This window comes from Amycolatopsis sp. w19 (genome assembly GCF_051373225.1).
GTDB classification, from domain to species: Bacteria; Actinomycetota; Actinomycetes; order Mycobacteriales; family Pseudonocardiaceae; genus Amycolatopsis; species Amycolatopsis japonica.
In genome coordinates, this window is the sequence record NZ_JBPQFM010000001.1 from 641103 (window position 1) to 663484 (window position 22382).

Sequence of the window (22382 nt, forward strand, 5' to 3'; positions counted from 1 at the left end):
CTCAGGAGATGGTGGCCAGGGCGCGGGGGCTCACGTCAGGCACTTCGCCGAAGTGACCGCGGACCCACGCGTCGGAGTAGATGGTGTCGAGATAGCGGTTGCCGTCATCGGGGAAGACGAGCACGCAGCGGGAGCCGGGCGGGATGCGGTCGCGCAGCTTCGCGAGCGCGGCCACGGTCGCCCCGGAGGAACCGCCCGCGAGGATGGCTTCGCGCGCGACGAGCGTCCGGCAGGCCCGCACGCATTCGAGATCGGTCACGTGCACGACCTCGGCCACCGCGGACGTGTCGACCAGCGGCGGCCGCCGTCCGGCGCCGTGGCCCGGGATCCGGCGTTCCTCCGTCGGCACGTGGAAGATCGCGCTGCCCGCGGCGTCGACCGCGATCAGCTTCGTGCTCAGCCCTTCGCGCCGGATGTGGTCGGCGCAGCCGCGCATCGTGCCGCCGGTGCTGACCGCGCAGAACAGATAGTCGACGCGGCCGTCGAGCGCGTCCGCGATCTCGCGCATCGTGTGCTCGTGCGCCGCCGGGTTGAGCGGATTCGCGTACTGATCGGGCCAGAACGCGTCCGGCAGCAGCGCGAGGAGCTCCCGCACCCGGGCGATCCGGGCGCCGAGCAGATCGCCGTCCAGCGGGGCGGTGACGACCTCGACCGTGGCGCCGTAGGCCCGCAGCAGCGCGAGGGTCTGCGCGGTCGTGCGGGTGTCGACCACGCACACCAGGTCGAGCCCGAAGTACGCGCACATCTGGGCGAGGCCGACGCCGAGATTGCCCGACGTGGACTCGACGACCACCGATCTGCCCGGCACGAGCCTGCCGGAGCCGACCTCGCCGCGCAGCATGTTCAGCGCGGTCCGGTCCTTCACGCTGCCGCCCGGGTTGAACTTCTCCAGTTTCGCGAACACCCGGGAACCCGCCAGTGGGACGACCCGGTCCAGGGCGACCAAGGGAGTGTTCCCGATCGTGGCGAGCACACCGCCGATTTCAGCCGTGCTCAACGGACACCTGCTCTCTCCTTGCCCCCGGTGGTGGCGCGGCGACGTTCCCGCCGGAGACGACGGCGACCGTCGCCCTTCCCTGCGGCCCGGCGCGCCCGGTCAGATGGGCGGCGGTCGCCACCGCACCGCTCGGTTCGGCGACCACGCCGAACCGGTCGAACAAGAACGCCTGCGCGGCGACGATGCTCTCCTCGTCGACCGTGACGACGTCGTCCACGAGCGTCTTGACGTGCTCCCACGCCAGTTCGCCGAGCACCGGGGCACGCAAGCCGTCGGCGATCGTCCGGTAGGTCCGCGAGACCGGCCAGCGCGTCAGGCGGCCGGTGCGGAACGAGTCGGCCGCGTCGGCGGCGAGTTCGGGCTCCACGCCGACGACCCGCGTGCCCGGCGAGTACGCCTTGACCGCGACGGCGACGCCCGCGAGCAGGCCGCCGTTGCAGACCGGGACCAGGACGGTGCCCGCGTTCGGCAGCTCCGTGACGATCTCCGCGCCGACCGTGCCGTGGCCGGCGATCACCGCGAAATCGGCCGACGTGATCAGGGTGGCGCCGGTGCGGGCCAGCAGTTCGGCCGTCGCGGATTCCCGTTCGCCCGGTGGCACGACGACCACCTCGGCGCCGAGCGCGCGGACCGCATCGACCTTCAACGCGGGCGCCGTTTCGGGCAGCACCACCGTGGCCTTCACCCCTTGGCGTGCCGCGGCGTAGGCGACCGCGCGGCCGTGGTTGCCGGACGACTGGGCCAGGACGTGGCCCGTCAGCCCGGCGACCGCGTTGAGCGCACCGCGGACCTTGAACGAACCGGTCCGCTGCCGGTTCTCCGGTTTGATCCACAGTCCGTCGACCGGCCCGAGTACGGGTGTGCGGCGCACGGAGTACCGGATCCGGTCGGCCGCCCGCGCGACGTCGTCCCCGGTCACCAGGCGCGTCATCGGGCCACCGCCCGGTCGGCCAGCGCCTGGACGCGGTCGAGGTCGGCGTCGACCTCGGTGGGCGGGGCGGCGTCCGGCAGGAGGTCCTCGATGTCCCGCAACCGCCGGTACCGCAGCCCGAGCACACCCCAGACGACCAGGACGATCCCGGAGAACACCATCAGCGCGGCGACCCCGGCGTGGGCATCGTTGGCCGTGACCGGATCCAGCGCGCCGATCCCGCGGGCGAGCGGGCCGAACCAGTCGGACAGCGCGCCGGCGGTGAGGAACCCGAGCGGCGACATGGCCGTGGCCAGCATGACGTTGATGGCGAGCACCCGGCCCTGCAGATGCTGGCCGACCTTCGTCTGGATGATCGACAGCCAGTGCGCGTTACCGATGCTCATACAGGCCAGCCGGACGAACAGACCCGCGGCGATGACCAGCGCCGACGGCCAGGCCCCCATCAGCAGCACCCCGAGACCGGAGCCGATGACGAACCCGATCATCCCGGTGGCCCGGCGTTTCGTTCCGCCCCACCAGATCACCACCACGGCTCCCACCGCGGCACCGACACCACCGGCGGCGCTGACGAACCCGAGCTCGCCGGGACTCCCGATCGACAGCACCAGCGGCGTGATGACCACCCACATCAGCGCGGTGAAGTAGTTGACCACGGCGAAATAGCCGACCATCGCCAGCAGGGGTTTGCGACGCAGCACGAACAGGAAGCCGCCGGTGAGCGCCTTGCGGAATGGCTCCTGGCGGGTGAAGAAGAGCCGGTCGGGGAAGCGCACTGCCAGAAGTGTCACGACACCGACGGCGAAGGTGGCGGCATCGACCACGACGACCGAGGTGAGACCGGACAGTCCCATGAGGACACCGCCGAGGATCGGGCCGAGCACGGTGCCGAGCCCGATCCCGATGTCGGCCAGCGCGTTCGCCTGCGGCAGGTACGGCTTCGGCACCAGCTGGGCGATCGCGGCGAGGTACGCGGGCCGGTGGAACGCCGACGCCAGCGACGTCACCCCGACGATCACGCAGACCGTCGGCAGGTCCAGCCGCCCCAGCGCGACGAGGAGGGCGAGCGCGACCATCGCCGCCCCGCTCACCAGATCGCAGGCCAGCATGATCCGGCGGCGGTCGAACCGGTCGGCCAGCGCGCCGCCGACCGGAGTCAGCAGCATGCTCGGCAGCCGGGCCAGAAGCACCACGAGCGCGAGGTCGAACACCCGCCCGCTGCGTTGGTAGGCCCAGACACCGAGGGCGAACGAGCTGAGTTCGTTGCCGATCATCGACATCGCCTGGCCACCGGCGACGGTGTAGAACGCCCGCAACCCGCGGCGGCCGTCGGTCACCGGGACGTCGTCCACCCGCGGCGGCAGTTCCCCGGCCGCCCACTGGGTAAGCCGCGTCCGCAGGATGCCGGCGACCTCCGCGGCCTGGTGGCGAAGGAAGTAGTGGCCCGCCTTCGGGAGGACGGCGAGGTCGACGCGGTCGGCGAAGGCACCCCACTCCCGGTGCCGTTCCCGGTACAGCTCGGTCGCCGGGTCGCTCGCCCCGACCACGCACAGGATCGGCGCGGACAGCCGGGTTTCGGTACCGAGTTCGCGGCCGAACCAGGCCTGCGCCTGTGCGGCGTCGTGCCGCAGGCCCCGCAGCATCGCGGTGCTCGCCTTCTCGTCCATGTCGTCGAGGAGGCCGCCGCCCGCGCGGAGCGTGTCGCGGTAGAGCCGGTCGGACACCCACCGCTCGCGCGGGAACTTCCGTTGCAGCCAGGCGGAAAGACGGCCAGGCAGGCGGGCGGCCGGGAAGCTGCCCGCGACGACCACGCCCAGGACGGTCCGGCCGTCGGCCTCCAGCCGCGCGGCCAGTGCCGTGGCGACCGCGGAGCCGACGCAGTGCCCGTACACCGCGACGGGCCCGGTGACCGTCCGGCCGATCTCGTCCGCGAGGGCGGCCACGATCTCGTCGATCGTGCCGAACTCCTCGTCCGGGCGGGCGACGTCGTGGCCGGGCAGTTCGACCGCACGGACGTCGACGCCGTCCAGCTCGTTGGCCAGGGGCTGGAACACCGCGGCCGAGGCACCGCCGTACGGCACGCAGATCAACGTCGCCTCCGCCGCGCCCGCCCGCGCCGGGGAAAGACGGTGGAGCATGCCGCCGGTCTCCTCGCCCGCGTCGAGGTAGGCGGCCAGTTCGCGGACGGTCGGGCGCAGGAACAGGTCGATGACGCGCAACCGCTCGTCGAGCAGCCGCACCGCGCGTACCGCGGTGAACGAATGCCCGCCGAGCGCGAAGAAGTCGTCGTCGACGCCGACTTCGGGCACGTCGAGCACCTGAGCCCACACCTGGGCGACCCGCTGTTCGGACGGGGTCGCCGGAGCGCCGCCTCCTCGCTTCGCCGCGGTGGGGACGACCGTTTCACCGGGGGCGACCGTGATGCCGACCGTGGCGTCCACATCGGACAGAAGGACTTCGAGGAGGCTCTGGAAGTCCGCGACGATCCGTTCGGCGGTCGAGGCATCGAACAGATCGGTCCGGTACGCGAGTTCGCCCGAGTAGGTGTCGCCGTCGTTGACCAGCGCCATGCTGAGGTCGAACTTCACACGTTCGGTGGCCGAGGGCAGCGGCGTGACGTCGAGGCCGGGGATGACCGGTTCGGGCGCGGGCTGGTCGAGGACGTTCAGCAGCACCTGGAACAGCGGCGTCGCGGACATCGTGCGGTCCGGTCTGAGCCGCTCGATGATCGCTTCCAGTGGCGTTTCCGCGTGCGCGAACGCGCCGAGTACGGTCTCCCGGACCCGGCCGAGGAGTTCGCGCACGGTCGGTCCGCCACTCAGATCGGTGCGCAGCACGAGCGTGTTGACGAAGCACCCGACAGTGGCTTCGACGCCCGAGTGGTGGCGTCCGGCCTCCGGTACGCCGATGGCGACGTCGTCGGCGCCCGCGAGCCTGCCGAGCAGGACCTGCCAGCCGGCGAGCAGCACCATGAACGGGGTCGTGCCCGTCTCGCCGGCGACACGGCGGAGCGTCGCGGTGAGACCGGCGGGGAACGTGTAGCGGACGTGCCCGCCGGACCAGGCGGCCACCGGCGGTCGCGGCCGGTCGGTGGGCAGGGTGAGGAGGGGCGGAAGCCCGGCGAGACGTTCGCACCACCAGTCGAGGTCTTCCGGACGTTGCCGCGTGGCCTGCCAGGCCGCGTAATCCGCGTACTGCACGGGAACCGGGTTCTGCGTCCGGCCGCTGTAGGCGTCCGCGAGGTCGGTGCCGATGATGCCCCGCGACCAGTTGTCGGTGGCGATGTGGTGGATGGTGATCGCCAGGACGTGGTCGTCCTCGGCGACACGGAACAGCTTCGCCCGCCATGGTGGCTCACGGTCGAGCGCGAAGGGTCGTTCCACCTCGGCCTGATACGCGGCCATGGCGTCATCTGTATCCACAATGGACAGTCCGATCGCGTCCGGGGGCAGCGGGACGGCCATCGGGGTGCCGTCGCGGTCTTCGATCAGGCTGCGCAGCACCACGTGCCTGGCGGCGACCTCGCGCACCGCGCGGGCCAGGGCGTCGGTGTCCAGTTCGCCGCGCAGGTGCAGCACGATGTCCCTGTTGTAGGCGGATCCGGGCTCCAGCAGATCGAGGAACCACAGCCGGGCCTGGGCGGAAGACAGCGGAGCAGGCGCCTCGGGATCGGGGCGCACGGGGATCGGCGCGCCGCCGGACACCCCGCCGGTGTCGGCCTCCAGCACCACGGCCAGATCCGCGAGCACCGGATACTCGAACAGCGTCCGCACCGACACCTCCCGGTGCAGCGCCTCGCCGAGGCGTCCGGCGACCCGGACCGCGGCGAACGAATGGCCGCCCACGGCGAAGAAGTCGTCGTCCGCGCCGGCGTCGGACCGGTCGAGGACCTCCGTCCAGACCCGGGCGACCAGCCGCTCCGCCGGGGTGGCGACCGGGCGGCGCACTGCCGGGACGGGCGCGGAGGCCTGAGGGAGCGCGGCACGGTCGATCTTGCCGTTGGCGTTGAGTGGCAAGCGATCCAGCATGGTCAGCGAGGCGGGCACCATGTAGTCCGGCAGGCGCTCGCGCAGTGTCCGGCGCACGGTCGCCACATCGAGCCCCGGCCCGACGAGCCACGCGGCCAGACGCCGGTCGAGGCCGTCACCGACCGGAAGCACCACGGCCTCGGCGACGCCGTCGACGTCCCGCAGCGCGGCGGTGACCTCGCCGAGCTCGACGCGGTTGCCGCGGACCTTCACCTGGTCGTCGGCCCGGCCGCGGAACTGCACGGTGCCGTCGGTGCGCACACGCAGCAGATCCCCGCTGCGGAAGCACCGGACCCCCGCGCCGAGCGGATCCGGCCGGAACCTGTCGGCGGTCTGGGTGTCGTCGCCGAGATAGCCCCGCGTGATCTGCGGACCGCCGATCACCAGCTCGCCGGTCATCCCGGGCGGCACCACCGCACCGGCGCGGTCGACGAGGTAGCCGACCACGCCGGGCAGCGGCGTGCCGAGCGGTACGTAGCCGTCGCGCTCGTGGCCAGGAATGGCGGCCACGTCGCAGGTCATCGAGATCATCGTGCTCTCGGTGTGCCCGTAGTGGCTCTGCACCCGCAGCCCGGGCCGGGCTGTCTCGACGCGCTCGACCAGTGACCATGGGCAGGCCTCGCCCGCCAGGATGAGTAACGCGCGAGGCAGCACCGAGGCCAGATCTCCGTGGCGGGCAAGGAGTTCCAGGTGACTGGGCACGCATTTGAGCACGTCGACCGGGTGCCCGGCCAGGTAGCGGGCGAAGGATTCCGGGTCCATCGCGGTGTCCCGCTCGACCAGATGCACCGTGCCGCCGGTGGTGAGCGCGCCATAGACGCAGGTGAGGCCGAAGTCGGCGGCCGGAGTGGAGACCACCGCGAACGACGCGCCCGCCACATCACCGAGCCGGGGCAGCATCCCGGCGAGGTAGTGCGCGACGTTGCGGTGCTCGACCGCGACCCCCTTGGGGGAGCCGGTCGAACCGGACGTGAAGATGACGTGGATCAGGTCGTGCCCCGCGACCGGGACGACCGGCCTGGTGCTGGGCTGGGCGGCGACGGCTTCGTCGATGGTCAGGGCGGTGACATCGGGAACGGTGACTTCCAGACCTGGCTGGACGAGCAGGATCCGGGCCTTCGCGGTGCGAAGGATGGCGGCCACGCGCGACGGCGGATAAGTGGTGTCCATCGGCAGGTACGCCCCGCCCGCCTTCATGATGCCGAGCACCGCGACCGCGACGTCGGTGCCCTGCTCCAGCAACATCCCGACCGGCTCGTCAGCGCGCACGCCCAGTTCACGCAGCCGATGCGCGAGCCGGTTGGCCCGCTCGTCGAGCCGGCGGTAGGTGAGCGAACCGGTCCCGCCGACCACCGCGACCGCGTCCGGGCAGCGGTCGGCGGTCCGCTCGATGAGCACGTGCACCGGCGGGTATTCACCGGTCTCCGGTGCGGGCCCGGCGAGCACGGGGCCGGTCACCGTTTCGAGGGGGACGCCGGCGACCGGCCGGTCGAGGTCGGCCGTGACGCCATCGAGGAGCGCGACGAACCACCGGGCGATCCGTTCGGCCGTGCCGGGATCGAACAGGTCCGTGCGGAAGGACAGCCCGCCGCGATAGGCACCGTCCACTCGGGACAGTGCGAGGTTCAGATCGAATTTGACGCCGCGCACCGGCGCCGGGAGCACCCGCGCGTCGAGCCCTGGCCACTCGGGTGTGCCCGGCGGGTCGTCGAGGACGTTGAGCATGACCTGGAAGATCGGCGAGGCGTCGAGGCTCCGCTTGGGCGCGAGCCGTTCGACGATGCGCTCGAAGGGCACGTCCGGGTGCGAGAAGGCGTCGAGCACGGTGTCGCGGACGGCGGCGAGCAGCGTGCGGCCGGTGGTGACGCCGGAGAGATCCGTGCGCAGCACGAGGGTGTCGACGAAACAGCCGACGACCCGTTCCGACCCGGGCTGCCGCCGTCCCGATTCCGGAACGCCGACCGCGACGTCGTCTGTGCCCGCGAGACGTCCGAGCAGCGCCTGCCAGCAGGCGAGCAGGACGGCGAAGGGCGTGCAGCCGGCCTCCCTGGCGACGTCCTGGATCCGGTCGGTGAGCGCCGGCGGGATCTCGACGGGCACCTCGGCGCCTTGGCCGGAGGCGACGACCGGACGCGGCCGGTCGACGGGCAGTTCCAGCACCCCGGTCCCGGCGAGCCGGCGGCACCACCAGGCGAGATCGTCCTCATGCGGCTGGGAGGGGGTGAAGTCCGCGTACTGGCGGTCCGGCGGTTCGGGTGCGGGACGGAGGCCGAGCCGGGCGGCATAGCAGGCGGCGAGGTCATCGAGCACGACGTCGACCGAGGCGGCGTCCATGGCGATGTGGTGGAAGGTCAGTTCCAGCAGGTGACGGTCTTCCGCGGCCTGGAAGAGCGTGGCCCGCATGGGCGGCTCGTCGGCGAGCGCGAAGGGCCGGTCGGTTCCCGTACCAAGGACGTCCACAGTGGACACAGGGATCTCGTCGGCGGACCGGGGAACGGCGCGGGGTTCGCCGTCGATCTCCCGATGGACACTGCGGAGGACGACGTGCCGCCGTGCGACGTCCCGGACGGCGGCGAGGAGCGCGCCGGTGTCGACGGGTCCGGTGAGTTCGAGGGTGACGGGGATGTTGTAGGCGTGCCCGTCGGGTTCGAAGCGGGCGAGGAACCACAGCCGGGCTTGCGCGGGGGAGAGCGGCGTGGGGCGCTCAGTGGTGTCGCCGCGCAAGGCGGCTGCGGCGCGCTGCGCGAGAAGGCTGGAAAGGTGCGGTGCCGCGGTCATGTGGTGCCTTTGGTCGATGGTCATGCCGTGCCGCCCGTGGGCACGGATTCGAGGGCCGTCATGGCCATGGCGTTCAGTGCCTTGGCGAACTCGCGCAAGACCGGGTGCTCCAGCACGCTCCCCGCCGGGATCGGGAAACCGAGCGCCGCCGACAGGCGGTCCGCCACCTGGGCGGCCTTCGCCGGATCGCCGCCGAGTGACGGGAAGTCGTCCAGCGCGCCGACCCGGTCGTGGCCCAGCGTCTGGGCCCACACGACCGCCACCAGTTCTTCGACCGGACCCGCCGGTTCCGCGCGCAGGCCGCCCAGCTGGGCGGTGAAGTCCGACAGCACCGGATGGTCGAACAGCGTCCGCACGGTGATCCGGTGGACCGCCCGCTCACGCAGCGTCCCGACCACCCGCGTCGCCGCCAGGGACCGGCCGCCGAGGGCGAAGAAATCGCTGTCCGGGCCGATCTCGCCGACGTCCAGGCAGGATCGCCAGACCTCGGCGACCACTTCCTCGTCCGCTGAGAGCGGGGCCGCCGCGGCGGTCGTGGCGGACGGCACCGGAGGCAACCCGCGCCGGTCGAGCTTCCCGTTGGGCAGCAACGGAAGCGCGTCGAGCGTCAGCCAGCGGCTCGGCACCATGTATCCCGGCAGCAGCCGTCCGACGTGTCGCTGGGCAGCCGACGGATCGGCCGACGCCGGCGTGAGGTAGCCGGCCAGATGGGCGTCGACGCCGTCCGCGATCACCGCGACCGCCGCGTCGTCCACATCGGACAGTGACCGCAGGGCGGCCTCGATTTCGCCGAGCTCGAAGCGGTTGCCGCGCACCTTCACCTGATCGTCGGCGCGACCGAGGAACTCCAGCGTGCCCTCCGGCCGCCACCGGACGAGGTCGCCCGTCCGGTACCAGCGGCCGTCCTCCTCGGTGACGAGCGCGGCCGGCTCCGGGTGCCCGCGGTAGCCGCGCGCGACGCCGCTTCCGCCGATCCACAGCTCGCCGATCGCACCCGCCGGAACGGGTCTGCCACCGGTGTCGCGTACGGACAGGCGGGCGCCGGGCGTCGGTCCGCCGATCGGCACCCAGGTGTCGCCGGGAGTGACGCGGTGCGCAGTCGCCGCGACCGTCGCCTCGGTCGGGCCGTACCCGTTCCACAGCTCGCTCACCAGCGGCAACACACGTGCGGCGAGGTCGGGATCGAGTGCTTCACCGCCGAGCAGCAGCCGCAAGGACGGGTCACCCGGCCAGTTAGCCGCGAGCAGCATCCGCAGACTCGTCGGCGTCAAATCCGCGATGGTGACGCCGTTTTCTGCGATCCACCGGGCGAGTTGGTGGCCGTCGACGGCTCGGTCGCGGTCGGCGATCACGCACCGCGCGCCCGCGGCGAGCGGCCACCACAGTTCTTCCACGGAGACGTCGAATGCCAAGGGCGCGATCGCCGCCATGGTGTCGCCCGGTGCGATGCCGTGCGACATCTGGCGAGACTGGACGAAGGCGTGCAGGTTCGCGTGCGTCACCTCGACGCCCTTCGGTCGCCCGGTCGAGCCGGACGTGTAGAGCACGTAGGCCAGCGAGTCATCACTCGGCACGACCAGCTCCGCCTCGGCGTCGGGGACCGAATCGGCGTCGAGCATCGTGCCCGGCAAGGCGACGTCGCGCGTGCTGCCGCGCGTGAGGACGACGTTCACACCCGCCTCGGTGACGAGCTGGGCGAGCCGTGCGGGCGGCAGGTCAGGGTCCAGCGGCAGATACCCGGCACCCGCCCGCCACACGGCCAGCAGCATCGCAGGGAGCAGTTCGTCGCGGGGCAGGCACACCCCGACCGCGTCCCCTCGCCGGACGCCCGCCGCGACCAGGGCGCGGGCGGCCCGGTCGGCACGTGCGACCAGCTCGCGATAGGTCAGCGTGGACACTGCGAGCGCGTGCGGCGCGCGTTCGGCGTGGCGCAGGACCGCGTCCGGGACGCTGATCGCTTCGGACGGCGGCAGCGGGGCGCCGGTGCCCCAGTCCGTGAGCTCCGCGCGTTCGTCGTCGCCGATCAGGTCCAAAGTGGACAATTCGACGTCCGGAGTGGACAGTGCGGACCGCAGGATGTGCAGCAGGGACCGGGTGAACCATCGCGCGCGAGCGGGAGAGAGTAGCGCCGGATCGTGCTCGAGGATCAGCTCGCCGCCGTCGACGTGCTCGTTGACGAAGACCGTCAGCGGGGCGTGGCTGCCGCCGGTGGGCAGTTCGCCGAGCAGGTCCAGCCGGGTGCCCGGCCCGTGCACCGACACCGGCATCCCGGCGGGCTGCACGGAAAGCGACACCGGGGTGAGCGGCATCCCCGCCGGACGGTCGCCGCCCCAGAGTTCGGTGAGCTCGCCCGACGACAGGCCGCGGTGGTCGATGGCCCGCACGGTGGTCGTCATGGCGGTGCGCAGCAGGTCGCGGAACGAACCGGCCGGATCCGGGCGCAGCCGGACGGGAAGCACGTCCACCAGCGGGCCGACCGTATGGGCGAGATCGGCGGAATCCCGCCGCGCCGCGGCCGTCCCGAGGAGGACGTCCGAGCCGTTCACCAGCGAACCGGTCAGCACACCCAGCGCGGACAGGTAGACCGCGAAAGGCGTGACCCCGGAGGCCGAGGCGAGCCGGTCCACCGCCGTGCGCAGGGTTTCGGGCAGGGGAACGGTCACCCGCTCGCCGAGGAACCGTTGTGTCCCCGGGGCGGGGCGGTCGAAGAGCGCGTCGGGCGGAACCGCTCCGGCCAGTTCGGCCGACCAGTAACGCGTCAGCCGGTCGTTCCGCTCGAGTGCCTGTTCGCGGAGGGCGACGTCGCCGATCTGCGCCTCCGGCTCCGGGGCGTCCGCACCCGCCAGACCGGTCATGAGCTCGCCGATCGAGACGCCGTCGGTGGCGATGTGGTCGGAAACGACGATCAGCTCGGTGACTTCGTCGGAGACCCGGAGCGCCGTGATACGCAGCAACGGCGTTTCGGTGCGCAGATCGAACGCGTGCCGTGCTGCGGCCGATTCCTCGCCTGCCTGGAGGACCTCGAGAGGAACCGGGGCCGGGGGACCGATGACGAGCACCGGCTCGCCGTCGTGATCCTGGACGGTGCCGCGCAGCGCGTGATGCCGGGCCACCAGCGCGTCCGCCGCGCTCTGGATCGCCTCGCGTGAGAACGGGCCATGGTGACGCAGGCGCCAGGCGGCCGTCGTGGCGGTTCCCGTCGGACTGAGCTGGGCGAGGGTCCACAGGTCGCGTTGCGTGTGGGTGAGCGGGAAGACCTCGCGGCGCGGGTCGCTGAGCGGTTTCACCGCCGGTTCGACGACCGGGGCTTCGTCGAGCCGCCGCGCGACGGCGGCCACCGTGCCGTCGGTGAGGAAGTCCTCCAGGCTGATCACACGGTGGGTCGTTTCGCGCAGCCGTGCCACCGCTCGCGCCGCGGCGAGCGAGTGACCGCCGGAATCGGTGAACCGGTCGTGCACGCCGATGTCCGCCAGCCCGAAGGCCGCCGTGACGGCTTCGGCGACCAACCGTTCGGTGTCGGTGCGCGGAGCGACGAACTCGGCCGACGCGTCGCGATCGAACACCCAGGCCGCCAAAGCCGCCCGGTCGGCCTTTCCGGTGGTGCCGAGCGGGATCGCGTCGAGTACGGCGATCCGGGACGGGACGAGGTGTCCGGGCAGTCGTGCGCGCAGCCAGGCGAGCAGCGCGGCTTCGGTCGGCCGGTCGCCGTCCGGTTCGGCGAACCCGATCAGCCGTCGTTCCCCGGATTCGTCGGCCGGGGCGAGCACGACCGCGTTGCCGACCGCCGGATGGGTCAGCAGCACCGCCTGAACCTGGCCGGGTTCGACCCGGAACCCGCGGACCTTCACCTGATCGTCGGCACGGCCCGCGAAGTGGTAAACGCCGTCCTGCCGCCGGACGAGGTCGCCGGTGCGGTAGTGCCGTACGCCGTTCTCGGTCACGTACTTGCTCGCGGTGAGCTCGGGCCGCCCGAGGTAGCCCCGGGTCACGAGCGCGCCGCTGACCCACAGCTCGCCGGTTTCGCCGTCACCGAGTGGACGGCCGTCCCGGTCACGTACGGAGAATTCCGCGCCGGGCAACGGGGTCCCGATCGGCGGGTCCGTCCGTTCGTCGTGGCCGACCTCGTACGACGAACAGTTGACGGTGGCCTCGGTCGGGCCGTAGCAGTTGACGATCCGCCGGACGCCGTCGTTGCGGTGGATCCGGTCGACGAGCGCGCGGCTCAGCGGTTCGCCGGCGATGGCGACGGTCCGTACCCAAGGCGGGAGCGGTGTGCGGGTCAGGACGGCGAGCACGGACGGGACGCCTTGCACGAACGTGACTTCGTCGTGAAGAGCGGGCAGCGCCAGCAGATTCTCGGCGAGGACGAGGCTCCCGCCGGTGACCAGCGGCGGGAACAGCTCCGCGACCGACGCGTCGAAACACACCGAGGCGGCGCCGAGCACGCCCCGCAGTTCGTCGTCGGAGTAGGTGGCGGCCGCCCAGCGCAGCAACGCGAGCACGTTGCGGTGTTCGACTTCGACGCCCTTGGGCCGTCCGGTCGAGCCGGACGTGTAGATCACGTAGGCGAGGTCCGAACCCGCACCGGTGACGCCGGGGGAGGTGGTGCGCGTGACGTCGATGTCCGCGACGGCGAGGACCGGAACCGGTTCGTCCGCGCCGGGTTCGTCCACCACGACCAGCCGCAGCCCGGAGTCCTCGACGATGTCGGCGACCGCCGCAGGCGGGGCGGCCGGGTCGAGCGGCACGTACGCGCAACCGGCCTTCAGTACCCCGAGCAGCACCGGCACCAGCCACGGTCCGCGACGCAGGTGCACGCCGACCAGGGCGCCGTGCGACATCCCGCGTTCCAGCAGCGCGTGCGCCACGGCGTTCGCGGCCTCGTCCAGCTGCCGGTAGGTCGTCCGCCGGTCTCCGGCGACGACCGCCACGCGGTGCGGGGTCCGGCCCGCCTGGTCCTCGAACGCCTCGTGTACCCGGCCGGCCCTGCCCAGTTCTGCCCGCAACTCCGCCGAACTCCTTTACGCCCCAGTCGGTCCGAAGTGGACCTCGGCCGATTCAACTGGGGCCGGACCGGCACGGTCCATGAACAACCGACCGGAACTTCGACGCCGGAAGTTCCGGTCGGCGAACCGCGCTCACCAACCGGAACCGCGGGCACACGGACCGCGATCGAGCAGCGTGATTGAACGGCGATCACACGTGATTAGACGGCGATCATGCGTGATTGGGCGGCGATCATCGTGTTCGCCGTCTAATCACGCGAGTTCCGCTTCCAATCACGCGTGTGCGCTTTCTGATCACGCGTGATCGCCTATTGGTCAGCCCGAGATGCCCATGGCGTCGTACAGGGCCCGTGCGCGATGGCGGTACGGACGGGCCTTTTCGGTCTCGCCGGCGTCCTCGTAGGTCGCCGCGATGCCGTCCAGCGCCCGCGCTTCCTCGTGCTGCTCGCTGGTCAGCTGGGCGACGTCGCGGGCCCGCAGGTAGTGCGCCAAAGCCGCCGCACGGTCGCCGCCTGCCCGGGCGTTGTCGCCCAAGCCGTTGTGCGCCAGCGTTTCCAGCGGACGGATACCGGTCGCGGCGGCGATTTCGAGGGCCTTCTCCTCGTACTCGCGCCCGGTCACCGGGTCGCCGAGGTGCAGGTGCACCAGCCCGAGATACACCAGCGCGTAGCCCTCGGCCTCGCGGTGGCCCGCCGCCCGGCTCACGATCAGCGACCGGTCGAGGTGCTCGCGAGCTTCCTCGTAGCGGCCGAGCGCACGGTAGACGTCGCCGACGTTGTGCAGGGAGATCGCAACAGCGGCGTTGTCGCCGATCCGCTCCGCGATGTCCAGCCCCCGCTGATAGCTCCCCAGCGCGGCGTCCAGCTCTCCCAGATGTTCGTGGACGAACCCGAGATTGCCGTAAGCCCGGCCTTCGTTGAGCGTGTCGCCGACCTCGCGGGCCAGTTCGACGGCCTCCCGCAGGTGGTGTGCCGCTTCCGGGTACCGGCCCAGTTGGGCGTACACCGTGCCCAACGTGGTGAGCGCGCGTGCGGTCGCGGTCCGGCTGCCCGGTACTTCGAGGCAGGCGGTGAGCCGCTCGACGGCTTCGTCGTACCGGCCGACGCGGGCGCAGATGGCGGCCACGTCGGTCAACGCCTGCTGTTCGCCGAACGGGTCCCCGGCCCGCCGTGCCTCGGCGAGCGCGAAGCCGTGCAGCGTGTGCAAGGCGTCGTAGTGGCCGTGGAGACGCAGCGCCTGCCACAGCACGGTGGACAGGTCGCGGGCGTACGCGGTGCCGCCCGCGCCCGCCGACTCCTCGGCGATCGCGAGCAGCGTGGGCAGTTCGGTGGCCAGCCAGGAAGCCGCCTCCTCGGAACCGGAGAACGTCCGGCCGCCGACCTCCGGGGTCAGGAGCGGCCGCCGGTTCGGGTCCCTCGCCGCGATCGCGTCCGCGGCGGCGGCCGCGCCGGACAGGTAATGCCCGGCGAGACGACGCATCGCGGCCGGCCGCCGACGGTCGGCGAGGCTGCGCGCGTAGTCGCGGACCAGGTCGTGGAACTCGTGACGCCCGTCCACGCGGTGCTCCAGGAGATGCCCCGCCACCAGCGCCCGCAGCAGCCGCCGCGTCTCGGCCGCGTCGGCGTCCAGCACCACCTCCGCGGCGGTCACGTCCCAGTGCTGCCCGGGGTGCAGACCCAGCAGCCGCAACGCACTCGCGACGTCGCCGGGCAGCGCTTCGTACGACCACGACAGCACCGCCGGAAGCGACGTCCTCGCCTCCTCCGTGGTGAACGCGTCGAGCCGGTCGTTCGTCGACCGCATCGCCGCGGCCACCTCCGCCAGGCCGCGGTCGTGCGCCAGCCGTTCGCCGACGATCCGCAACGCGAGCGGCAGCCCGCTGCAGCCGGACACGACCTCGGCGAGCGCGGTCTCGTCGGCGCCGAGCCGGGCCCTGCCCGTGAACCGGCCGAGCAGCGCGACCGATTCGTGTTCGTCGAGCGGCGGCACGGTGACCCGGTGAGCGTCGTCGCTGACCGCCAGCCCCTGCAACGTCGAGCGGGTCGTCACGACCACGACGCAGCCGGCGTGCCCGGGCAGCAGCGGCCGGACCTGGTCCGCCGACCGCGCGTTGTCGAGGACGACGAGCACCGAACGCGTGGCCAGCACACTGCGCAGCAATGCCGAACGGCCGTCGAGGTCCGCCGGAACCTCCGCACCCGGCACGCCGAACGCGCGCAGGAACGAATGCAGCACCTCGGCCGGGTCGGCAGGCGCGCCCGGGCCGTAGCCGCGCAAGTTCGCGAACAGCTGACCGTCCGGGAACTCCGCGCGGACCGACTGCGCCCAGTGCACGGCCAGCGACGTCTTGCCCACCCCGCCCATGCCTTCGAGGACGGCGACGACCACGGCCCGGTCACGCCGGGCGGCCAGGTCGTCGAGCATCGCGAGCTCGTCACGCCGTCCGGTGAACGACGTGCTGCCGGACGGCAGTTGGGCGGGCACGGAAGCCGAAGGAGGCGCACTGGCCGGCCGCGGAGCGGGGTCGGCGTCCGGCAGATAATGCCGCACGAATCCGGCGATCTGGTCGTTCCGCAGCCCCAGCCCGCGAGCCAGGGCCTCCAGCGACCGCCGCCGCGGCCGGGCGACACGGCCGCGTTCGATGTTGCTGATCCCGCGCACCGTCAGCCCAGTCCGTTCCGCCAGCTCCTCCTGCGTCAATCCGGCCACACGCCGCAGTTCTCCGAGCAGGTTCGTCCCAGGCTGACCGTCCACTGCGGCAGGCTAGTCCGCTTTCGCTGCGGTACAGGGGAAAACGGGCCGATCCGGCCGCCGCGTGACCGTCCGCAGCCGGTCCGGCACCCTCAGCCCGTGACTTTCGACGGATGCGCCGCCAAAGGTGTGACTTCGATGTCCATATAGGGAAACAACGGCAAACCGGACAAAAGCGTATGCAGCTCGTCGTGATCCGCGACGTCGAGGATCGAGAAGTTCGCGTATTCGCCCGCGATCCGCCAGATCTGCGGCCACTTCCCTTCGCGTTGCAGGCGCTGGCTGTACGCCTTTTCGCGCGTGATGATGTCGGTCCGTTCCGCCGGATCGAGGTCCGGCGGCAGGCGAACGTCCATGCGAACGTGGTAAAGCATCGATCACTCCAAAAAGGACATTCGGGTCAGGAACGTTCGGGGTCGAGGACGAAGCCGTACTCGATGGCCTCGCCGTCGCCCGACGGACGCGGGTCCAGCACCAGTTCCGGTTTGACCGCCGAAGCGATGTCGTCGTCGTTGTGCTGGTCGCCGGGGAAGTACAGCTGCGCGGTGAGCAGTTCGTGGCCGGGCGCGGAAACCTTGACGTGCAGATGCGCCGGACGCCACGCGTGCCAGCCCGCCGCGGCGATGAGCTTGCCGCAGGCGCCGTCGGTCGGGATCTGGTACGGGGCGGGGCGCACGGTGTGGATCTCGAACCGGCCGTCGTCATCGGCGGTGAAGCTCGCGCGCAGGTTCCACTCCGGGATGTTCGGCGCGAACTGGGAGTAGAAGCCGTCGGCGTCGGCGTGCCACAGCTCGACCTTCGCGCCCGCGAGCGCGGATCCGTCGGTCGAGGTGATCCTGCCGGTCCAGACGAGCGGCGTACCGGACTCGTCCTCACGCATCGGGACCGAACCGCGGGCGCCCTGCTCGGGCGCGTCGGGCACGTAGTACGGGCCTTCGATGGTGCCCTTGTTGCCCTCACGGTGCTCGGTCGCGACCTCTTCGACGACGTGCTCCACCCACACGTCGAGGAACAGCGGCCACTCGCCGTCCTCGCCCACGCTGATCAGCCACGCTTTGAGCGCGTTGTACTCGTCGTAGGTGACCTTGTGCTTCCGGATCGTGCCGTGCACGGCCTCCAGCACCTCGCGAGCCAGCAGGCTGACCCGTTCCTTGGGCGTTCCGGCGACCCCGGCGAACTTGTCGCTCTTGAACCGTTCGGTCGCGTTGGCGCCGGACGCGGCCGCGGTGGCCGTCTCGTGGATGGCGGTCATGAATCCTCCTTGATTCGTGGTGGGCGTCAGTGGTCCTGGCGGTAACGCCGGAGCTTTTCGGGATCGATCTCGGCACCGAGGCCGGCGCCGGGACGGACGGTGAGCTCACCGTCGGTGATGCGCAGCGGCTCGGTGAGCAGGTCGTCGCTCATGTCGAGGAAGTTCGACAGCTCGCCGGGACGACGGGACGTCAGCTCGTAGGCCGAGCCGAACGCGACCGTGCACAGCGAGCCGAGCTGGCCGTCGATCTGGTTGCCCATCACGACCTCCAGGCCGAGTCCCTCGGCGAGGTGATGCGTGCGCTGCGAACGGGTGAAGCCGGTGCGGGCGGTCTTGATGCTGATCGCGGTGGCGGAGCCGCCGAGCACCTCACGGGTGACGTCGGCCGGCGTCACCGCGGATTCGTCGGCGATGAACGGAACGCCGATCTGCCCCACCAGCCAGCGCCTGCCGAGAACGTCGTCGGCCGGGCACAGTTCCTCGGCGAAGAGCAGGTCGAGGTCGGCCATCTCCCGCATCGCACGGGCGGATTCGGCGGCGGTCCAGCCGCGGTTGCCGTCGATGTAGAGGTCGACGCCGTCGCCGAAATGCTCACGCAGCGCGCGCACGACGGCGGTGTCGAGCGACACGGGGCGCCGGCCGACCTTGACCTTGAAGGTGCTGATGCCGTGGGTGTCGCGCATCTTCTCGGCTTCGGCGACCATCGCGGACGGCTCGTCGAAGCCGAGCATGTGGGCCACGCGCATGCGGTCGGTGTAGCCGCCGAGCAGTTCGGTCACCGACACGTCGAGGCTGCGGCCGAGCGCGTCCCAGATGGCCATGTCGATGGCGGATTTGGCGGTCGGGTTGCCGACCGTGCGGGCGAGCCGGGTGTGCACCGTTTCGCGGTCGAGCAGGCTGAGGCCGACGATCTGCGGGGCGAACAGGGAGTCGATCACCGCGATGATGCCCGCCTGGGTCTCGCCGTAGGTGAACGGCCGCGGGGGTGCCTCGGCCACGCCGACGATGCCGTTGTCGGCGTGCACCCGCACGAGGACGTGCTCGGCGACGTGTACCTCTCCCGAGGCGAACTTCAGCGGCTTTCGGTACGGGATGGCGAACGGGATCGCCTCGACTCGGGTGATCTTCATCAGGTGCCCCCTGTGGACGATGCGGTGGAAGGAAAGACGTCCTCGAGCGCGTCGAGGACGGTCGTGACAAGCGGGGACGGGGTCTCGCGGTGCCAGGCCAGCGCCAGCTCCACGGTCGCCGCTCCGGCGAGATCGCGGAACACGACACCGGCCAGGGGGAGGGCACGGGCCGAGGCGGGGACCACGCCGACTCCCAGCCCACCGGCGACCAGTGCCAGCAGGACCGCGGTTCCGGAGGCTTCGTGCAGCTGATGGGGCGTGAGCCCGGCCTCGCGGCAGCTGCGCGCGACGGCTTCGTACACGACCGAATTGCGCCGGTCGTAGGTCACGAGCGGTTCGGTCCGCAGATCCGCCATCGCGACGACGGGTTCGACGGCCAGCCGGTGGTCGGCCGGGACGGCGAGGATCAGCGGTTCGCTCTCGATCACCCGGAAGTCGATGTCGTCCCCGGTGACCGGCGGGCGGAGCACCCCGATCCCCAACGTGCCCGTGCGCAGGCGTTCGCACTGCTCGGCGGTCAGCAGATCGGCGCGGATCTCCAGCTCCACCTGCGGCACCCGCTGCGCGAGCGCCCTGGCCAGATGCGGCAGATGCGAGAACGCCGCCGTGCCGGTGAACCCGACCCGGAGCAGGCCCAGCTTGCCTTCGCCGATGCGCCGGACCCCGCGGACACCCACGTCCAGCCCGGCGAGCACGCGCCGGGCTTCGTCCAGGAAGAACTCACCCGCCGGCGTCACCCGGACCTGCCGGGTGGTCCGGGCCAGCAGGACGACACCCAGTTCGTCCTCTAACTGCCGGATGGTGTGCGAGAGTGCCGGCTGTGCGACGTGCAGCTGCTCGGCCGCCCGGCCGAAGTGGCATGTCTCGGCGACGGTGACGAAGTAACGCAGGTGACGAAGCTCCATGAGACGTCTCCTCCCTGCCTCTGCCGCCGATTCGTTCACGGTAGGAAGCAAAATCATCGAAGACAAAGACTTTATTGCGTGCTATTGATAAACAGCGATTATCAATAGCACCCTAGGTCTTGCCACTCACGAGGCGTGCGGCGGAGGACGAGCGACAGGAATCCCCAGGTCTCCCGGTAGGCACGCAGCCATTCGGTCCGGCGGATGGTCGCCATCGAGAGCGCTTCCTTGCCGTCCGGGTCTTCAGGATGGTCAAGGGCCCACGACGCCAGTGATCCCCAGCATGCCCACTCGTACTCGTCCAGTTCGTGGCGTGTGCTGACGTGTCCGTGGATCGGGGTCCATCCGTCGGCGACCACACGGTCCACTGTGGTGGCGAGGTCGGCGAAGTCCCCGAGCATTTCGACGGCTTCAGGGGAGGGCGTGCGGCTCCAGAAGCCCTCTCCGATCAGGACACGGCCTCCTGGAGCCAGATGACGCCGGGCCGCGGCCAGGGTGGGCAGCAGTCCGCCGAAGGCATGCGAGGATCCGACGCTCAGTACCAGGTCGAACGGCTGTGCCGAGACGAAACCTTCGGCCTCGCGGTGGTGGAGGACGAGGCGATCGGCGACGCCGCGATCGTTCGCCGCGCGACGCGCGTCTTCCAAGGCGCCGCCGGAGATGTCCACGCCTTCGGCGAGCAGATGTGGCCGCGTCGCCAGGGCGCGCAGGAGCCATTCCCCGGTGCCGCATCCGAGATCGAGGACGCGCTCGTCGCCCCGGGGAAGGCTTCGGTTCAGGAGCCGGTCGACCGACGCGTCGTCCAGTGGCGACTTGATCGGGTGATCGGCATGGGCGATACGGGAGATTTGTTCGCGGTTCACGTGTGGGTTCCTTCGACAACGGGTTCGGTGCTGGGTCGCTTCATGCCCGGTTTCGTTGTCGACCACCCGCGAGGGGCGTCGCGTGGCGGCTCAGGATCGAGACACCCTGTGGCTCATCGCGAAGTGCGGATCGCCGAAACCGGGTTCGACAGCTCGACATGTGTGCGCATGTGCTGCACACCTCCCTTTCCGCGATGGTCCGGCCTGATGCGGTCGGCCGGACCCTAGCCAGGCGAGGAACGGGCACGCAATCGAGATTCCGGCGGCCCGCCCGGCTCACATCCGGCGGGGCGGTTTCGTCGTAATGCCGAGAACGCTTCCCTCATCCCGCCAGGAGCCCAGCATGACGACCGTGACCCCGCTCAGCGAACTGACCGGCGACTACTCGCTCGACGCCGCCGGTACGACGCTCGCCTTCATCGCCCGGCACACCATGGGAAGCCGGGTGCCGGGCCATTTCGACGAATTCGACGGCAGCGCCCGCCTCGACGGCGACGATCCGGCCAGGTCCAGCGTCCGGCTCACCATCAAGGCCGCGAGCATCGACACCGGCAACCAGAAGCGCGACGACCACTTGCGCACCGCTTTCTTCGACGTGGCAGGACATCCGGTCATCACCTTCGTCTCGACCGCCGTCCGGCACGTCGGCGGCAGCGGGTTCGAGGTCACCGGCGACCTGACCATCCGAGGTGTCACGAAACCGGTCCGCGTCGCCATCGAACTGGTCGACGCCAGGCCTGGCGCGGACGGTGTCCGTACCGGCTTCACGGGCGCTGTATCGCTCAACCGCCTCCACTGGGGTGTGAACGAGAACCTCGCCACCAGGCTCATGGTCGGCTCGAAGGTGACCCTGCAGCTGACCGTCGCCGCGAGCCGCCAGGACGGTTCTCCGGTGCGCTGAGCACGAAGCGTGCCGATACGCCGTTCGCCGTAACGCCTGGTCGTGGGCGGACGACAACTCAGGCACGAAGAGCCGATCGGTGCACGCGACCGCGGTGGAGGTCACTGATGCTTACGGACGATGTGACCGGCACCGTCGGAGGTATTCCGATGGGCATGGCGCGCGTGCCCGGCCGCTCGGTCCTCGAGGGCGCGTTCGCGTTGCTCGAGGTGCTCGCCGCGGCCGACGCCGGCGCGGGTCTGGGGTTGACCGAGGCGGCGCACCGGGCGGGCCTGCCCAAGTCGACGGCGCACCGCCTGCTGGAGCAGATGTGCGGGATCGGCGCGGTCGAACGGCTGTTGCGCGGCTACGTCGTCGGCCCGCTGGCGGGCAGGCTCGTCCAGGGCCGGGGACGGCTGCACGCGAGGATCCGCGCCGCCGCGGGGAAACCGGCGATCCGGTTGGCGAAACTGACCAGGACCGACGTCGCGGTCTGCGTGCTGGCGGGGTCCGACGTCCTGGTCGTCGCGGCGGTCTCGGGACACTCCGCGAGCGTGCCCGCCGTCTCGCCGGGGACGGTGCTGCCGTCCTCGACCGCGGTGGCCGGGGTGCTGCTCGGCGGTGCCGCGCACGGTGCCGCCGCCCCGATCCGCTGCCCGGAAGGCCGCATCGTGGCCGCGATCGGCCTCCTGACCGTCCCGGCGCGCGACCTCGCGGTGATGCGGAGGCTGGTCGACGCCGCCGCGATGGAGGCCGGTCACGAGTTGACCGAATCCGCACACTGATGGCCGGGAAGTCACCAGTCCGCTGAGCGGACCGCCCTCTTCACGTGGATTTCACCTTTGGTCAGCCTTCTCCGAG

At 71.4% G+C, this 22382-nt stretch carries 12 protein-coding genes; 2 read left to right on the forward strand and 10 right to left on the reverse strand.

Going from position 1 to position 22382, the window contains the following annotated elements:
- Nucleotide 1 precedes the first annotated feature (1 nt).
- The 10 genes from sbnA to ACSMFO_RS02990 form a co-directional block, all read right to left on the reverse strand.
- Nucleotides 2–997, reverse strand: a complete 996-nt coding sequence (gene sbnA, locus ACSMFO_RS02945; protein ID WP_436456799.1) for a 2,3-diaminopropionate biosynthesis protein SbnA — start codon at nt 995–997, stop codon at nt 2–4.
- Nucleotides 984–1928 carry a threonine ammonia-lyase gene (locus tag ACSMFO_RS02950; protein WP_436456800.1) on the reverse strand — a complete coding sequence of 315 codons (945 nt, stop codon included), beginning with the start codon at nt 1926–1928 and terminating at the stop codon, nt 984–986. The genes sbnA and ACSMFO_RS02950 overlap by 14 nt, the downstream gene beginning before the upstream one ends.
- Nucleotides 1925–8758 (reverse strand): amino acid adenylation domain-containing protein, encoded by a 6834-nt coding sequence (locus ACSMFO_RS02955; RefSeq protein ID WP_436456801.1) that lies wholly within the window; start codon nt 8756–8758, stop codon nt 1925–1927. The genes ACSMFO_RS02950 and ACSMFO_RS02955 overlap by 4 nt, the downstream gene beginning before the upstream one ends.
- A complete protein-coding gene (locus ACSMFO_RS02960) occupies nt 8755–13740 on the reverse strand; it encodes an amino acid adenylation domain-containing protein (RefSeq protein WP_436456802.1) in 4986 nt (1661 codons plus the stop codon). Before ACSMFO_RS02960 ends, ACSMFO_RS02955 begins: the two co-directional genes overlap by 4 nt.
- 315 nt (nt 13741–14055) lie before the next feature.
- A complete protein-coding gene (locus tag ACSMFO_RS02965; RefSeq protein WP_436456803.1) occupies nt 14056–16494 on the reverse strand; it encodes an ATP-binding protein in 2439 nt (812 codons plus the stop codon).
- A gap of 89 nt (nt 16495–16583) precedes the next feature.
- A complete protein-coding gene (gene catC, locus ACSMFO_RS02970; RefSeq protein ID WP_360093345.1) occupies nt 16584–16865 on the reverse strand; it encodes a muconolactone Delta-isomerase in 282 nt (93 codons plus the stop codon).
- 26 nt (nt 16866–16891) lie between these two features.
- Nucleotides 16892–17743, reverse strand: coding sequence for a catechol 1,2-dioxygenase (gene catA / locus ACSMFO_RS02975; RefSeq protein ID WP_436456804.1), 852 nt, complete (start codon nt 17741–17743; stop codon nt 16892–16894).
- A 26-nt stretch (nt 17744–17769) separates the two neighbouring features.
- The gene (locus tag ACSMFO_RS02980) at nt 17770–18873 is read right to left on the reverse strand and encodes a mandelate racemase/muconate lactonizing enzyme family protein (RefSeq protein ID WP_436456805.1); all 1104 of its coding nucleotides are present in this window, start codon (nt 18871–18873) and stop codon (nt 17770–17772) included.
- The gene (locus ACSMFO_RS02985) at nt 18873–19778 is read right to left on the reverse strand and encodes a LysR substrate-binding domain-containing protein (protein ID WP_436456806.1); all 906 of its coding nucleotides are present in this window, start codon (nt 19776–19778) and stop codon (nt 18873–18875) included. The genes ACSMFO_RS02980 and ACSMFO_RS02985 overlap by 1 nt, the downstream gene beginning before the upstream one ends.
- A 101-nt stretch (nt 19779–19879) precedes the next feature.
- A complete protein-coding gene (locus tag ACSMFO_RS02990; RefSeq protein ID WP_436456807.1) occupies nt 19880–20641 on the reverse strand; it encodes an SAM-dependent methyltransferase in 762 nt (253 codons plus the stop codon).
- A 343-nt stretch (nt 20642–20984) separates the two neighbouring features.
- On the opposite strand from ACSMFO_RS02990, the gene ACSMFO_RS02995 reads away from it, so the two are divergent.
- Both ACSMFO_RS02995 and ACSMFO_RS03000 read left to right on the forward strand, forming a co-directional pair.
- Nucleotides 20985–21542 (forward strand): YceI family protein, encoded by a 558-nt coding sequence (locus ACSMFO_RS02995; protein ID WP_436456808.1) that lies wholly within the window; start codon nt 20985–20987, stop codon nt 21540–21542.
- Nucleotides 21543–21649: 107 nt separating this feature from the next.
- Nucleotides 21650–22306 (forward strand): helix-turn-helix domain-containing protein, encoded by a 657-nt coding sequence (locus tag ACSMFO_RS03000; protein WP_436456809.1) that lies wholly within the window; start codon nt 21650–21652, stop codon nt 22304–22306.
- Nucleotides 22307–22382: the final 76 nt, after the last annotated feature.

Excerpts from the sequence above, each read along its gene's own strand:
- ACSMFO_RS02980 (WP_436456805.1), bottom strand. The coding sequence starts at position 18,873 with ATGAAGATCACCCGAGTCGAGGCGATCCCGTTCGCCATCCCGTACCGA.
- catA (WP_436456804.1), bottom strand. The coding sequence starts at position 17,743 with ATGACCGCCATCCACGAGACGGCCACCGCGGCCGCGTCCGGCGCCAAC.
- ACSMFO_RS02985 (WP_436456806.1), bottom strand. The coding sequence starts at position 19,778 with ATGGAGCTTCGTCACCTGCGTTACTTCGTCACCGTCGCCGAGACATGC.
- catC (WP_360093345.1), bottom strand. The coding sequence starts at position 16,865 with ATGCTTTACCACGTTCGCATGGACGTTCGCCTGCCGCCGGACCTCGAT.
- ACSMFO_RS02950 (WP_436456800.1), bottom strand. The coding sequence starts at position 1,928 with ATGACGCGCCTGGTGACCGGGGACGACGTCGCGCGGGCGGCCGACCGG.
- ACSMFO_RS03000 (WP_436456809.1), top strand. The coding sequence starts at position 21,650 with ATGCTTACGGACGATGTGACCGGCACCGTCGGAGGTATTCCGATGGGC.
- ACSMFO_RS02995 (WP_436456808.1), top strand. The coding sequence starts at position 20,985 with ATGACGACCGTGACCCCGCTCAGCGAACTGACCGGCGACTACTCGCTC.
- ACSMFO_RS02955 (WP_436456801.1), bottom strand. The coding sequence starts at position 8,758 with ATGACCATCGACCAAAGGCACCACATGACCGCGGCACCGCACCTTTCC.